We start from the raw sequence: 14,556 nt of genomic DNA on the forward strand, positions 1-14,556 counted from the left end.
GCGCCCCACAGCGCAACAGCGCATCTCTTCCCGGCTTTGTTTGGAAATACGCTAGGCGACGGATTGCCGGATGTCGCGCTGGCCTGAAACGCAGATGCGGTTACGCCCCGTTCCCTTTGCCTGATAGAGCGCCAGATCGGCATTGTGCAGGACTTTTTCGAAGACTTCGGCATCCTTCCGGACGGCGACACCGATCGATATGGTGACACCGATCCGCATGTCCTGATAATCAACCGGCACGGCCTCGATACTCGCACGCAGCCTTTCGCAAACGTCCAGGAACGATTGCAGCCCGGTTTCCTGCACGACAACGAACTCCTCGCCGCCCATTCTGGCAACGCTGGCGGAGGCAGCGAAGGCGGCGCGTATCCGCTGTGCGACGCTGGAAATCACCGCATCGCCGGCCAGATGGCTGAACCTGTCGTTCACAGACTTGAAGTGATCGATATCGAGGAAGGCGACGCAATAATGCGGGCCGAGATCGATACATCCGGCATAGAGCCCAAGGCGATTGCTGAGGCCCGTCAAGGCGTCCGTATGGCTCAGATACAGAAATCGCTCATGCGATTGCGCCAGAAGCTTCACTTCCCTGGCATTCAGCCAGCAAACCAGCAGCGTTATCGTAAACGAGATTGCGGCGGACAGGGTGATGCCAAGGATAAGCCCGTTGACGAGATCCGTTACCAGCCCGAATTCCGCCAGCAGAAGCAGACCGAAGAAACAGATAAGAACCGCGATGACCGTGACGACGCACGCGACCCGGATTGCAAATTCCAGCGGTTCAAGCCGCCGGCGACGCTCCGACGTCGCAATCGAAAAACTCATCATCTCGATCAGTTTTTTCCAGAGACCCAACACCATCCCCAGCAGCGCCCAATCATCTAACGTCGTCAAAAACTCTAATATAAATCGTCTAAAATATTGGAGAGGGCCGACACCCTCTCCACTTTCATCTTGCTATAGACCACAACCATTGACCGACCGTTACGATAAACGCCAACGGCCGCATCAACGCAAGGTTTTGTCGCCAACCATACCGGCCAACACCGGATTTCAGCTTCCGAGGAACGGCTCCACCTCACGGCCCGGCATGAAAAGGCCAAGCCGTTTGATTTCCCATTCCAGCCGGATACCCGACTTTTCGAACACGCGCTTGCGAATAGTCTCGCCCAGATATTCCAGATCGTAACCGGTCGCATGGCCGGTATTGATCATGAAATTGCAATGCAGCGATGACATCTGCGCGCCGCCGATGACCAGACCGCGACCGCCCGCCTCATCGATCAGTTCCCAGGCGGAATGACCTTCGGGATTCTTGAAGGTGGAACCGCCCGTCTGCTCGCGGATCGGCTGCACGGTTTCGCGGTGGTGGCGCACGGCATCCATATCGGCACGGATTTTCGCCTTGTCTTCGGGATAACCCTCAAACAGCGCGCCCGTGAAGATCAGGCCCGCATCGGCGCCGGAATGGCGATAGCTGTAGCCCATATCGGCGTTCGAAAGCACATGCTGGTTACCCTGACGGTCGACCGCATAAACCTCAACAACACGCTCGCGCGTCTCGCCGCCATTGGCGCCCGCGTTCATGCGCAGCGCACCGCCGATGGAGCCGGGAATGCCGTAATAGAAATGGAAACCGCCGATGCCATTATCCATGGCCATAGCGGCAATATGCTTGTCCGGGCAGATCGCGCCCGCCTTAATGCGGTTTTCGCCGGCAAGCTCCACCTGGCCGAAACCCTTGGCCGACAGACGGACGACAACGCCCGGAATGCCGCCATCGCGCACCAGGAGGTTCGAGCCGACGCCAACCACGGTCAAGGGCACGTCTTCCGGCAGAATTTTCAGGAAGGCAATCAGATCGTCGGTATCGTGCGGCTGGAACATGACTTCCGCAAGACCGCCGGCTCTGAACCACGTCACGCGGTCCATGGGCGCATCCGGTGTCAGACGTCCCCGCAATTCATTTACCCCGTCGCCGAGCCTCCCCAGCAATTTAACCCCATCGACCTGTCTCATTCAGACTTTCCTGATATGCTCTTCAATTCCGAAGGCAGCACCGCTGCCCATTGCGTGATATTTCCAGCCCCCAAGAGAACCACGAAATCACCCGGATTCGCAATGCCTGCAACCACTGAGGCGAGATCTTCCCGTTTTTCGAGAAAACGGGCGTCCCGATGGCCGGCAGCCTTGATGGCCGAAACCAGCGCTTCCGAGCTTGCACCCTCGATAGGATCTTCACCCGCGGCATAGACCGGGGCAAGGATAATCGTGTCGGCATCGTTAAAACAATGCGCGAAATCGTCGAACAGGCTGGAAAGACGGCTGTATCGGTGCGGCTGATGCACCGCGACGATACGGCCCTTGCACGCCTCCCGCGCGGCGGCCAGCACGGCCTTGATCTCGACCGGATGATGGCCGTAGTCGTCAAAGACCTGCACCCCATTGGCTTCGCCCGTCAGCGTGAAGCGCCGCTTGACGCCGCCGAAGGAGGCAAGGCCCTTCTTGATGTCGGCTTCCGAAATGCCGAGACGATTGGCAACCGCAATCGCCGCCGTCGCATTCGACACATTGTGGCGGCCGGGCATCGGCAGGACGAGGTCCTTGAAGGAGAATATCTTGCCGGTACGGCGACGGCGGATTTCCACGTCGAACACCGAGCGCGTACCGTCGATGCGCACATTCGAAAACCGCACGTCGGCCTGCGGGTTCTCGCCATAGGTGATGACCTTGCGGTCCTCGATGCGGCCGACCAGTGCCTGCACTTCCGGATGGTCGAGGCACATGACGCCGAAACCGTAGAAAGGCACGTTCTCGACGAACTGACGGAAAGCGGCGCGCACGGCATCGAAATTGCCGTAATGGTCGAGATGCTCGGGATCGATATTGGTGATGACGGCCACATCGGCCGGCAGTTTCAGGAAGGTGCCGTCGGATTCGTCGGCCTCCACCACCATCCATTCGCCCTCGCCCATGCGGGCATTGGTGCCGTAAGCATTGATGATGCCGCCATTGATGACGGTCGGGTCGAGATTGCCGGCTTCGAGCAGCGTCGCGACCATGGAGGTGGTCGTGGTCTTGCCATGGGTGCCGCCGATGGCGATGGCATTGCGGAAACGCATCAGCTCGGCCAGCATTTCGGCCCGGCGAACGATCGGCAGATGCTTTTCACGCGCCGCGATGAGTTCCGGATTGTTCTTCTTGATGGCGGTGGAAACGACCACGACCTCGGCATCGCCGATATTATCCGCCGTATGACCGACGAAAACCTCGATGCCCTTGTCGCGCAGCCGCTGCACATTGGCGCTATCGGCCTGATCCGACCCCTGAACGCGGTGGCCGAGATTGTGAAGCACTTCGGCAATGCCGCTCATGCCGATCCCGCCTATGCCGATGAAATGCACAAGGCCTATGGCTTTCGGCATCTTCATGCCCCAACTCCTTCATTCTTCTTCTTGAATTCCTGTACGGACCGGCCGGAAGCAATCGCCTCCACCAGATCGGCCAGCACATCCGCCGCATGCGGTTTGCCCGTCGCCTTTGCCGCCGCTGCCGTTGCCGAAAGGCGGTCCGGCTCCGAAAGCGCTGAGGACAGCAGGCCGGAGAGCTTCTGCGGCGACAGTTCCGCCTGCTTGATGACTCTTGCCCCGCCCGCCGCCGAAAGCGCCGCCGCGTTCGCCGCCTGATCGTGATCGAGCGCATGCGGATAGGGAACGAGGATCGACGGACGGCCGATCACCGAAAGCTCCGATACCGTCGAGGCGCCCGAGCGGCTGATGACCAGATCGGCCTCGCCGATACGCGACGCCATATCGCCGAAGAAGGGCGAAACATCCGCCTTCACACCGAGCTTCTGGTAGGAGGCGATCACGCTGTCCTTGTCTTCCGGCCGCGCCTGCTGGGTGACGACGATGCGCTTGCGCTGCTCATCCTTCAGCAGGCAGATCGCCGCAGGCACAGCGCTCGAGAAAAACTGCGCACCCTGGCTGCCGCCGAAAACGACAAGCTGGAATGTCTCCCCCGTCTGCGAGGGCGTATAGGGTATCTCCGACGCCGCAAGCACCGCCGGGCGCACGGGATTGCCGGTCGCCACCGTCTTTTCGGAATATTGGCCGTTGGCAGGCGGCAGAAAACCGCCGGCAATCGCTTTCACCCGGCCTGCCAGCGCCTTGTTGGCGCGGCCCATCACCGCATTCTGCTCGTGAATGATGGAGGGAACGCCAAGTCCGGTGGATGCCAGAAGCGGCGGCACGGTGGGATAACCGCCGAAACCGACAACCGCGACCGGCTTCAGTTTCGCCACCAGCCGGCGCGCCGCGCGCAGGCCAACCCAGAGCTTCCAGAGCGAACGCGCCACGGAAATCGGGTTTTTCGAGCCGATGGTGGCGGACGGCACGACATGGATTTCATCCGCCGGGAACTTGCCCGCATAACGCTCGGCGCGGCTGTCAGTGACCAGATGCACCTGATAACCGCGCGCTTTCAGCGTATGCGCGAGCGCCTCGGCTGGAAAGACATGGCCGCCGGTTCCCCCGGCGGCAAGAAGAACAATACCCTTGCTCATGATCGTTTACTCCGCGGGAACGCCGGAACCGACGCGGAAGAAACTCCGCTCCTGCGCCCGCTTTTCGGGTCTGTGGCGTGTCAGCGCCAGAAGGAAACCGGCGGTGACGCAGATCGCCATCATCGACGAACCGCCATAGGAAATCAGCGGCAGCGTCATGCCCTTGGCGGGCATCAGCTCCAGATTGACGCCTATATTGATCATAGACTGCATGCCGATCTGCAGCACGAGGCCGGCCACGGCGAAACGGCAGAAATCGTCCTTTTCCTTGAAGGCGTGCGAGAGGCCGCGCAGCACGATGAAGGCGAAGATCGCCACCAGGAACATGCAGAAAACGATGCCGAATTCTTCCGCCGCCACCGAGAAGATGAAGTCGGTATGGCTATCGGGAATGATGCGCTTGACGATGCCCTCGCCCGGTCCGCGACCGAACCAGTCGCCGCGAATGATAGCCTCGCGCGCCGTGTCCACCTGGAACGTATCGCCCTCGCCGGTCCAGAAACGGTCGATACGACCGGCAACGTGCGGCAGCATCAGATAGGCGGAGATGATGCCGCCGACGCCGACGCCGCCGAGCATGATGATCCAGAACCACGGCACGCCGGCCATGAAGAACATGCCGCCCCAGACCACGGAGGTCAGGATCGTCTGGCCGAAGTCCGGCTGGGCTATCAGGAGCGCCGCCACGATGCCGAAGGTGATGATGGCGAAGAGATTGCCGGGAATTTCAGGATGGCGCGCCCGTTCGGCAAACAGCCAGGCGCAGACGATGACGAAGGCCGGCTTCATGAATTCCGACGGCTGGATCGAGAAGGTGCCGATGGAAATCCAGCGCCGTGCACCCTTGACCTCGATGCCGAAAAACAGCGCAAAGATCATCATCAGCAGCGAAGCGATGAGCATGATGACCGCGACGCGGCGCACCTGACGCGGCGACAGGAAGGACAGGCCGACCATGATCGCCAGCGACGGCACCATGAACATCGCCTGACGCTCGACGAAGAAGAAACTGTTAAGGCCAATGCGCTCGGCAACCGCAGGCGAGGCCGCGAACGACAGCATCAGGCCGATGCCCATCAGCGCGATGAACGCCGCCAGAAAGAAACGGTCGATGGTCCAGAACCACTCCGCGACCGGACCGCGATCAACTCGGCTTACCATGGCCTTCAGCCCCCTTTTCCAGAGTCAACCAGCATCGTCATGCCATCGAGCGCCGCGACCTGCGCGACGAACGAATCACCTCTGATCTCAAAGTTCTTATATTGGTCGAAGCTTGCGCAAGCCGGGGATAACATCACGATATTGCCGGCCGTCGCATCTTTTTCCGCATCCGCCGCCGCATGTTGCACGGCCTTGTCCAGCGTGCCGGATATTTCGTAAGGCACGGCTTCGCCAAGCGTCGCGGCAAATTCCGCCGCCGCCTCGCCGATCAGATAGGCCTTGGCGATGCGCGGGAAAAGCGGCGAAAGGCTGGTGATGCCGCCCGCCTTGGGCAGACCGCCGGCGATCCAGTAGATGCGGTCGAAACTTGAAAGCGCCGGTGCCGCAGCATCGGCATTGGTCGCCTTGCTGTCGTTGACGAAGGTGACGTTGCCACGTCGGCCGACCGGCTGCATACGGTGCTTGAGGCCGGGGAAAGACTTCAGGCCTGCGCGAACCTCGTCTTCGGAAACCCCGACGGCAAGGCAGGCGGCGATTGCCGCCGCAGCATTCTGCGCATTGTGGCTGCCGCGCAGGGTCTGGATACCGTCGAGATCGGTGAGCAGCGAAGAAGTGCCGCCATGCGCACGGAAAATGCGGCTGCCTTCGGCATAGAGACCTTCGGAAACGACATTGCGTTTGGAAATGCGCTCCACCTTCACACCAGCGCGTTCGATACGGTCGGCAATCAGCGTCGAATGGCTGTCATCGACGCCGACGATTGCGGTTCCGCTGCCGGCCACCAGCCGTTCCTTGACATCGGCATAGTGCTGCATCGTGCCGTGCCGGTCGAGATGATCGGGCGTCAGGTTGAGAAGAATTCCGGCGGTCGGATTGATCGTCGGTGCGAGATCGATCTGGTAGGACGAGCATTCCACAACATAGAAGCGCTGTGCCTTCGGCGGATCGAGGCTCAGCACCGCCGTTCCGATATTGCCGCCGAGCTGCGTATCGCGGCCGGACGCCTTAAGAATATGCGCAATCAGCGCCGTCGTTGTCGACTTGCCGTTAGTGCCGGTAATCGCGATGAAAGGGCAATCCGGCGCGTGCGCACGGCGCTCGCGGATGAAAAGCTCGATATCGCCGATGATTTCGACGCCCGCAGCTTTCGCAAGGTCCACCGACCAATGCGGTTTCGGATGCGTCAGCGGAACGCCGGGCGCGAGCACGAAGGAAGAGAAGCTCGGCCAGTCAATCGTCCGAAGATCCGCCGTCTTGATGCCTTCGGCCTCGGCCTTGGCGACACTGTCGGGATTGTCGTCGAAAGCAACGACATCCGCCCCGCCGGCCACCAGCGCCCGGGCGGTGACGAGACCCGAACCGCCGAGCCCGAAGAGAGCGACCTTCTTACCTTTGAACGACGTGACCGGGATCATCGCTCACCTCAGCTTCAGGGTGGCGAGGCCGAGCAGCGCGAGGCCAACGGAGATGATCCAGAAACGGATAACCACCTGGCTTTCCGTCCAGCCCTTTTTCTCGAAATGGTGATGGATCGGCGCCATCAGGAAGACCCGCCTGCCGGTGCGCTTGAACCAGAAGACCTGGATGATGACCGACAGCGTTTCCATGACGAAGAGACCGCCGACGATGACCATGACGATCTCGTGCTTGGTCGCGACAGCGATGGAGCCAATGAGGCCACCGAGCGCCAGCGAACCCGTATCGCCCATGAAGATGGCGGCGGGCGGCGCGTTGAACCACAGGAAGCCTAGGCCCGCGCCGATGACCGCGCCGACGATGACGGCGAGCTCACCCGTGCCGGGCACGAAATTGATCTGCAGGTAATTGGCGAAAACCGCGTTGCCGGCGAGATAGGCGATCACGCCGAAGGTGGCGGCGGCGATCATCACAGGCACGATGGCGAGACCATCGAGGCCGTCCGTCAGGTTCACGGCATTGCCCGCGCCGACGATGACGAAAGCACCGAACAGCACGAAGAAAAAGCCGAGATTGATCACGAATTCCTTGAAGAACGGAAAGGCGATGGAGCTGCCGAGCGTGCCGCCATGCGGGGCGGAAGCGAGCGCCATCTTCATCATGAAGAACACGGCAATCGCCGCAATCAGGAATTCGATGCCGAGACGCGCCTTGCCGGAAAAGCCCTTGTCGCTCTGCTTCGTCACTTTCAGATAATCGTCGTAGAAGCCGATGGCTCCGAAACCGAGCGTCACCATCAAAACGGCGACGACATAGACATTCGACAGATCGCCCCAAAGCAGCGAACCGCCGAGAATGCCCGCAAGGATCATCAGCCCGCCCATGGTCGGCGTGCCGGCCTTCTTGAAATGCGTCTGCGGCCCATCGGCGCGGATCGGCTGGCCCTTGCCCTGACGCACGCGCAGCGAATTGATGATCGCTGGTCCGAACAGGAAGACGATCAACGCAGAGGTGAACATCGCGGCACCCGCCCGGAAGGTGATGTACCGGAACAGGTTGAAGATTTGAATTTTATCCGACAGTTCGACGAGCCAGATCAGCATAATTGCCCTTTCAAAAGGCTATTTCAGACTTGGCGTTCCGTCTCGGGGAATGCCGGATACTTGTCAAGCAGGGCGGCGACAATCTTGCCGAAACCGAGGCCAAGTGACGATTTTACCATCAGCGCGTCTCCCGGTTGCACCCATTGCAGGGCGAAATCGGTCAGTTCCGCCGTCGTCGGGAACCAGATGACGGTGACGCTGTCCGGCAACGCATCGCGCAATGCGGCCATCGCCTCGCCCGCCAGCCAGACGTGTTCGATACCGGCCGCGAGCAGTGGGCCCGCCAACTCTTCATGCAACTGCGCGGAAAACTCACCCATCTCCAGCATGTCGCCGAGAACGGCGACGCGCCGACCGTGACCCTGCGTTTCCGTTTCCGCCAGCACGGCAATCGCCGCACGCATGGAGGCCGGATTGGCATTGTAGCTTTCATCGATCAGCAGGAAGGTGCCGCCGTTGATTGCCAGCTGATGGCGCTGGCCGCGCCCCTTCACCGCCTCGAGCGTTCCCAGCGCCTCGAACGCGCGGTCGAGATTGGCGCCGGTGACGGCAACGACGCCCAGCACGGCCATGGCGTTATCGGCAATGTGCCGGCCGGGAATATTGATGTGCAATTCGCTGGTTTCGCCGTTCAGGATCGCCCAGATCGTCGAGCCCGTCGTCGTGCTCTCGAAATCCGCGAGGCGGAAATCCGCCTTGGCATGCTGCCCGAAGGTGAGGATATGCTCGATACCCTGTTCCTGCGCCGCTTCTTCAAGCTGTTCGAACTGGGCGTTATCGCGGTTGAGGATGACGGAACCGCCCTCCTCCAGACCCTCGAAAATCTCCGCCTTGGCGGCGGCGATCTCCTCGATGTTCTTGAAATTGCCGAGATGGGCCGGTGCGATGGTCGTGATGATCGCCACATGCGGGCGCACCAGCTTCACCAGCGGCCGGATTTCGCCGGAATGGTTCATGCCGATTTCGAACACGCCGAATTCCGTGTCCGCCGGCATGCGCGCCAGCGTCAGCGGCACGCCCCAATGGTTGTTGAAGGAAGCCACAGCCGCATGCACCCGGCCCGAAGGGGCGAGCGCCTGCCGCAGCATTTCCTTGGTCGTCGTCTTGCCGACCGAACCGGTCACAGCAATGATGCGCGCGGACGTTCTTTCACGCGCCGCGATGGCGAGCTTGCCAAGTGCGGCAAGCACGTCTTCCACCACGATCATCGGCACGGTCAGGCGGCCGAGCGCCGGCAGCTTGGCCTCGGCAACGACCAGAAGTCCCGCCCCGTTTGCAACGGCGAAGCTGGTGTAATCATGACCGTCCACCCGGTCGCCCTTGATGGCGAAGAACGCTTCGCCCGGCTTGACCGTCCGGCTGTCGATGGAAATGCCGGTGATTCCGGTCGGCAGGTTGCCCACGGGGCGTCCTGCCGTGATGGCGATCATGTCGGCGACTGTCCATAACCAGCTCAAATCTTCGATCCTTCCAGCCCTGCCAGTGCAGCGCGCACCTGTTCATGATCGGAAAACGGCAGCGTTACCGAACCGACGATCTGCCCCTCTTCATGCCCCTTGCCCGCGACGATCAGCGTATCGCCATGCGAAAGCAGCGACACTGCATGACGGATAGCGTCCGCCCTGTCGCCGATTTCCAATGCGCCGGGCGCTGCCGCCATGACTTCGGAACGGATCGTTGCAGCATCTTCCGAACGCGGATTGTCGTCAGTAACGATGACGATGTCGGAAAGCCGCGTCGCAACCTCGCCCATGATCGGGCGCTTGCCCTTGTCGCGGTCGCCGCCGCAGCCGAAGACGGTGATGATGCGGCCCGAGGTGAAGGGCCGGACCGAGGTGAGCACATTTTCCAGCGCATCCGGCTTGTGGGCGTAATCCACATAGGCAAGCGCACCGTTTTTCGTCTGGCCCACGAGTTCCAGACGGCCGGCAGCGCCGATCAGCTTTTCGAGCGCCTTCAGCGCGGTTGCAGCGGGAACGCCGGTGGACATGGCAAGACCGGCTGCGACGAGAGCGTTCGCAACCTGAAAATCGCCCGCCAATGGGATGTCGACTTCATAAATCTCGCCGTCATGATGCACTTCGATCATCTGCTTGTGACGGAAGTGCTCCACCCGCTTCAGGGCCAGATATTCGCCCTTGCGACCGACCGTGCGCACATCGAGACCGGCTTCGCCCGCCGCGCGGATCGCCTGTTGCGACCATGGATCGTCGGCGAAGATCACGGCGGGAGCGCCCTTTTTCATCAGCGTATCGAAGAGCCGCATCTTCGCGGCCATATAGTCCTCGACGGTGGGATGATAATCCATGTGGTCGCGGCCGAGATTGGTGAAACCGGCCGCAGCCAGCCTCACTCCATCGAGACGGCGTTGGTCGAGACCATGGCTGGACGCCTCCATCGCCGCATGCGTCACACCTTCGGCCGCAAGTTCGGCCAGAAGCGCATGCAGCGTCACCGGATCGGGCGTGGTGAGCGCGCCGTAATCCTCGCGGCCGGGTGCAATCACACCTGTCGTGCCGATCTGCGCTGCGGCATGGCCGGCGAAAGCCCAGATCTGCCGCACGAAGGAAGCAACGGACGTCTTTCCCGCAGTGCCGGTGACGGCGACCATGGTTTCCGGCTGTTTTCCGTAAAAACGGGAAGCGGCAAGGGAGAGATAAAGGCGTGGATCGGTGACCGAAAGCACCGGCACATCGGCATCCAGCGCGTGTCCGGAAACAACAGCGACCGCGCCCTTGGCAACCGCGTCCTTCACATAGGCCGCGCCGTCCGCCCTGGTGCCCGCAACCGCCACGAACAGGCTGCCGGGCGCAGCCTTGCGGCTGTCTGCGGTGATCCCCCCGATTTCGATCGCCCCGATCTCAGACAGGAGCAATTCTTTCAATTCCGGAAACGCATTTCCGGATATATCTCGCAAATTCATCGACTGTGTCCGTCTTGTCCCCCCGGCGCGAATCGCCGGAACATCATAAGCTAACAATCAATAAGACACGAGCAAGGCCGAGCCATCCTTGCCGAACTTCGGCTTCACGCCCAGCACCGCCGCCGTGCGGGTGATGATATCGCGCACCATCGGCGCTGCGGATGTGCCGGCGAGTGCCGCGCCATTGCCCTTGTCCGTCTTCGGCTCGTCGATGAAAGACAGCACGACATATTGCGGATCGTCCATTGGAAAGGCCGAGAGGAAGGCGTTGAAGTTCTTGTCATGCACGTAACGGCCGTTGACGACCTTGTCGGCCGTGCCGGTCTTGCCGCCGACGTTGAAACCATCGACGCGCGCGTTGCGGCCGGAACCGTTGACACCGTTCCACTCGAACAGGAAACGCATGTCCTTGCTGGCGCCAGGTTTCAGAACCTGTTTGGCCACCTGATCGGCCTGTTCGCGGGTACGCGGCAGGAAAGTCGGCTCGATCAGTTTGCCACCATTGACGAGCGCGGCGCCGGCAACCGCCGTTTGCAGCGGTGTCGTGGAAACGCCGTGGCCGAAGGAAATGGTAATCGAGTTGATCTTCTTCCATTCGCGCGGCTGCGACGGCAGAGCCACTTCCGGCAATTCGGTCTGCATGCGGGTCAAAAGGCCAAGCCGGGTGAGGAATTCCTTGTGGCCTTCCGTTCCCACGGTATCGGCAATCTTGGCCGTACCGATATTGGAGGAATACTGGAAGATTTCCGGCACCGATAGCATCCGGCCCTTGCCGTGGAAGTCCTTGATGGTGAAACCGCCGATGCGGATCGGATAACGCGCATCGAAGGTGTCGCCGAGACGGACGCGGCCGGAATCGAGACCCATGGCAATCGTGAAGGATTTGAAGGTGGACCCCATTTCGAACGTGCCGTTCGACATGCGGTTGAGCCAGCCTTCCTTGGCGCCTTCGGCCGGGTTGTTCGGATCGTAATCCGGCACGGAGGCCATTGCGAGGACTTCGCCGGTATGCACATCCAGAACCACCGCGCCGGCGCCGATCGCCTGGAACTTGGTGATGGCCGAGGTCACGACTTCGCGGACAATGGACTGCACGCGCAGATCGATGGAAAGCTTCACCGGCTCCAGCGGCTGGTCGCTGGTCATGCCGAGCGCCGTCAGATCGGCAAGGCCCTGGCTGTCGACGTAACGTTCCATGCCGGCAACGCCGCGATTGTCGATATTGACGTGACCGACGACATGCGCGGCGGTCGGCCCGCCGGGATAAAAGCGGCGCTTTTCCGGGCGGAAGCCGACGCCTGGAATGCCGAGCGCCAGAATCTGGCTCTGCTGCTTCGGCGTAAGCTGGCGGCGCAACCACTGGAAGCGCGAATTGGAGGAGAGTTTCTGATAGGTGCTGCGCTGGTCGAGATCCGGCAGAACCGTCCGCAGCTTCTCGATAGCCTCATCGATATCGACGATGCGGTGCGGTTCGGCGAAAAGCGAGACGGTGCGAATATCGGTGGCCAGAACCTCGCCATTGCGATCGAGAAGATCGGGGCGCGACGCCATCAAGCGGTCGGCGGGTGCGATGCTCGACACCGTTTCCTGCTCCGCCATGCCATATTGCACGAGACGCCCGCCAACGACGGCGTAAAAGGCCACAAAACCGAAAATGATCAGGCCGACGCGGCTTTTTGCCTGGGCGGCGCGCTTCTTGCGCGCGCCTTCAAAGGCCGCATGATCGGTATAGACGCCGGTGGTGCTGGCGGAAAAATGAGCCTTGCTCTTCAAAACCATGACGCGGGAGAGAAAAGACATCAGCGGTTCACCGATCCTGTTATCGTGTCATCCATGTCGTCGGTTTCATCGCCCGCGACGGCGGAGACGGCCGGAGCCGCTGTGGGACGGGAAACACGCGCCCGGGGTGTCGGAACCGGAGTGCCGTTGACGGCAATCTGGCCCGCCGGCGGTGATTTCTTTTTGGTGGCCGCGCCAAGCGTCGCACCCGGCTTGGAACCGTTGACGGCGGCGGCGATGACATCCTCGACGCTCATGCCTTCCGGCTCGGGCGGCTGCGGCAGTTGCGAGCGCAGCATGGGTAGCTCGCGCGGCTGCGCGAGTTGCGTCGGCAGCGTCGGCGAAAGGCCAAGCTCATCCTGATAAGCATTCACGAGCCGGTGCAGACGGTTCGGCTGCGTCAAGAGCGCCCAGTCGGCCCTCAAGAGATCAATCGTATCCTTCTCAAGCTTGATCTCGGCCTCCAGCTTGCGGACCTCCTCAAGCTTCAGATCGGCCTTGTGCTTGATCGAATAGGTCACGACGGCCGCGGCGACCATCACACCCATCAAGATGACATCGAAAGTGCGCAGCATATCAGCCTCCCATCTTTTCAAGGCTGGCGAGATCGGGAAGCTCGAAGATCGAATAATCCGCCGCGCGCGCCGGTGCGGTCGTGCGCAGACCGGCCCGCAGTTTGGCGGATCGGGCACGCGGATTGAGTTCCGCCTCCTCATCGCTGGCGGCGATCATCGGCTTGCCGATATTATCGAAAATGGCGGGCTTGTCCTCCACCATCGGCAGGTGCCGGGAACCGGCGGCCTTGCCCGAACGGTCGGAGAAGAATTTCTTGACGATACGGTCTTCCAGCGAATGGAACGTGACGACGACCAGCCGGCCGCCGGGTTTCAAAACCTGCTCGGCGGCAAAAAGCGCCTGCGCCAGCTCGCCCAGCTCGTCATTGACGAAAACGCGCAGCGCCTGAAACACCCGCGTTGCGGGATGAATCTTGTCTTTGGCCTTACGCGGCGTGACGATTTCGATGAGGCCCGCCAGATCGCGGGTGGTGCGGAAAGGCTCTTCCGCCCTCTTCTTCTCGATGGCGCGGGCGATGCGGCCCGGCTGCTTTTCTTCACCGAGAAAACCGAAGATGCGGATCAGATCGCTGACCTTCGCACGATTAACGACATCGGCCGCCGAAACGCCGGAAGCAGACATGCGCATGTCGAGGGGGCCGTTTTTCTGGAAGGAAAAACCGCGCTCGGCCTCGTCGATCTGCATGGAGGAAACGCCGATATCCAGAACGACGCCATCGAGCCCGCCTTGCGGGGCATGCTTCGCGAGATCGGAGAATTGCGACTGGATGAGGCTCAACCGACCGCCATTGGCGGCAACCATCGCCTGACCGCCGGCGATAGCGGTCGGATCGCGGTCGAGGGCGATGACGTCGGCGCCCTGATCGAGAATGGCCTGGGTGTAGCCGCCGGCGCCGAACGTGCCGTCGAGAATGATCTTGCCGGATGATGGCTCCAGCGCGGCAATGACTTCGCGAAGCAGGACCGGTATGTGACGCTGAGGTCCGCCATCGGCATCAGAAGATCGTCCGCCAGAATTCGCCGCCATTCCGTGTC

Annotated in this window: 12 protein-coding genes; all 12 read right to left on the reverse strand. The window is 61.4% G+C overall.

Features of this window, described 5'->3' with window-relative positions; all coding sequences use genetic code 11:
* Positions 1-51: 51 nt before the first annotated feature.
* Entirely contained in the window at positions 52-861 is an 810-nt protein-coding gene (locus tag O3W47_RS12310; protein ID WP_170985853.1) for a GGDEF domain-containing protein, read from the reverse strand.
* Between the two features lie 192 nt (positions 862-1,053).
* A complete protein-coding gene (gene murB / locus O3W47_RS12315; RefSeq protein ID WP_020810676.1) occupies positions 1,054-2,019 on the reverse strand; it encodes a UDP-N-acetylmuramate dehydrogenase in 966 nt (321 codons plus the stop codon).
* Positions 2,016-3,431: a UDP-N-acetylmuramate--L-alanine ligase gene (murC, locus tag O3W47_RS12320; protein ID WP_080816481.1), complete on the reverse strand. Its 1,416-nt coding sequence runs from the start codon at positions 3,429-3,431 to the stop codon at positions 2,016-2,018. The genes murB and murC overlap by 4 nt, the downstream gene beginning before the upstream one ends.
* Positions 3,428-4,564, reverse strand: coding sequence for an undecaprenyldiphospho-muramoylpentapeptide beta-N-acetylglucosaminyltransferase (gene murG / locus O3W47_RS12325; protein WP_269313853.1), 1,137 nt, complete (start codon positions 4,562-4,564; stop codon positions 3,428-3,430). The genes murC and murG overlap by 4 nt, the downstream gene beginning before the upstream one ends.
* Positions 4,565-4,570: 6 nt before the next feature.
* On the reverse strand, positions 4,571-5,725 hold the full coding sequence (ftsW, locus tag O3W47_RS12330) for a putative lipid II flippase FtsW (RefSeq protein WP_003522198.1): 1,155 nt from the start codon (positions 5,723-5,725) through the stop codon (positions 4,571-4,573).
* 5 nt (positions 5,726-5,730) lie between these two features.
* Entirely contained in the window at positions 5,731-7,140 is a 1,410-nt protein-coding gene (gene murD / locus O3W47_RS12335; RefSeq protein ID WP_127757264.1) for a UDP-N-acetylmuramoyl-L-alanine--D-glutamate ligase, read from the reverse strand.
* Between the two features lie 3 nt (positions 7,141-7,143).
* A complete protein-coding gene (gene mraY, locus O3W47_RS12340) occupies positions 7,144-8,244 on the reverse strand; it encodes a phospho-N-acetylmuramoyl-pentapeptide-transferase (protein WP_080816474.1) in 1,101 nt (366 codons plus the stop codon).
* Between the two features lie 23 nt (positions 8,245-8,267).
* Complete coding sequence (locus O3W47_RS12345) at positions 8,268-9,701, reverse strand: UDP-N-acetylmuramoylalanyl-D-glutamyl-2,6-diaminopimelate--D-alanyl-D-alanine ligase (RefSeq protein ID WP_269313854.1); 1,434 nt, start codon at positions 9,699-9,701, stop codon at positions 8,268-8,270.
* Positions 9,698-11,167, reverse strand: coding sequence for a UDP-N-acetylmuramoyl-L-alanyl-D-glutamate--2,6-diaminopimelate ligase (locus O3W47_RS12350; RefSeq protein ID WP_269313855.1), 1,470 nt, complete (start codon positions 11,165-11,167; stop codon positions 9,698-9,700). The genes O3W47_RS12345 and O3W47_RS12350 overlap by 4 nt, the downstream gene beginning before the upstream one ends.
* A 57-nt stretch (positions 11,168-11,224) precedes the next feature.
* Positions 11,225-12,967, reverse strand: a complete 1,743-nt coding sequence (locus O3W47_RS12355; RefSeq protein WP_003522193.1) for a peptidoglycan D,D-transpeptidase FtsI family protein — start codon at positions 12,965-12,967, stop codon at positions 11,225-11,227.
* Positions 12,967-13,521: a cell division protein FtsL gene (gene ftsL / locus O3W47_RS12360; RefSeq protein WP_020811527.1), complete on the reverse strand. Its 555-nt coding sequence runs from the start codon at positions 13,519-13,521 to the stop codon at positions 12,967-12,969. The genes O3W47_RS12355 and ftsL overlap by 1 nt, the downstream gene beginning before the upstream one ends.
* A 1-nt stretch (position 13,522) precedes the next feature.
* Positions 13,523-14,548, reverse strand: a complete 1,026-nt coding sequence (gene rsmH, locus O3W47_RS12365; RefSeq protein ID WP_080816470.1) for a 16S rRNA (cytosine(1402)-N(4))-methyltransferase RsmH — start codon at positions 14,546-14,548, stop codon at positions 13,523-13,525.
* Positions 14,549-14,556 lie beyond the last annotated feature (8 nt).

It is taken from the genome of Agrobacterium sp. LMR679 (assembly GCF_027157905.1).
In the GTDB taxonomy this organism is placed as follows: domain Bacteria; phylum Pseudomonadota; class Alphaproteobacteria; order Rhizobiales; family Rhizobiaceae; genus Agrobacterium; species Agrobacterium leguminum.

What these genes read in the sequence shown, in the direction of transcription:
- O3W47_RS12350 (WP_269313855.1), bottom strand. Translation starts at nt 11,167, where the DNA reads ATGAATTTGCGAGATATATCCGGAAATGCGTTTCCGGAATTGAAAGAA.
- murG (WP_269313853.1), bottom strand. Translation starts at nt 4,564, where the DNA reads ATGAGCAAGGGTATTGTTCTTCTTGCCGCCGGGGGAACCGGCGGCCAT.
- murC (WP_080816481.1), bottom strand. Translation starts at nt 3,431, where the DNA reads ATGAAGATGCCGAAAGCCATAGGCCTTGTGCATTTCATCGGCATAGGC.
- O3W47_RS12355 (WP_003522193.1), bottom strand. Translation starts at nt 12,967, where the DNA reads ATGTCTTTTCTCTCCCGCGTCATGGTTTTGAAGAGCAAGGCTCATTTT.
- ftsL (WP_020811527.1), bottom strand. Translation starts at nt 13,521, where the DNA reads ATGCTGCGCACTTTCGATGTCATCTTGATGGGTGTGATGGTCGCCGCG.
- murB (WP_020810676.1), bottom strand. Translation starts at nt 2,019, where the DNA reads ATGAGACAGGTCGATGGGGTTAAATTGCTGGGGAGGCTCGGCGACGGG.
- murD (WP_127757264.1), bottom strand. Translation starts at nt 7,140, where the DNA reads ATGATCCCGGTCACGTCGTTCAAAGGTAAGAAGGTCGCTCTCTTCGGG.
- rsmH (WP_080816470.1), bottom strand. Translation starts at nt 14,548, where the DNA reads ATGGCGGCGAATTCTGGCGGACGATCTTCTGATGCCGATGGCGGACCT.
- mraY (WP_080816474.1), bottom strand. Translation starts at nt 8,244, where the DNA reads ATGCTGATCTGGCTCGTCGAACTGTCGGATAAAATTCAAATCTTCAAC.
- ftsW (WP_003522198.1), bottom strand. Translation starts at nt 5,725, where the DNA reads ATGGTAAGCCGAGTTGATCGCGGTCCGGTCGCGGAGTGGTTCTGGACC.
- O3W47_RS12310 (WP_170985853.1), bottom strand. Translation starts at nt 861, where the DNA reads ATGGTGTTGGGTCTCTGGAAAAAACTGATCGAGATGATGAGTTTTTCG.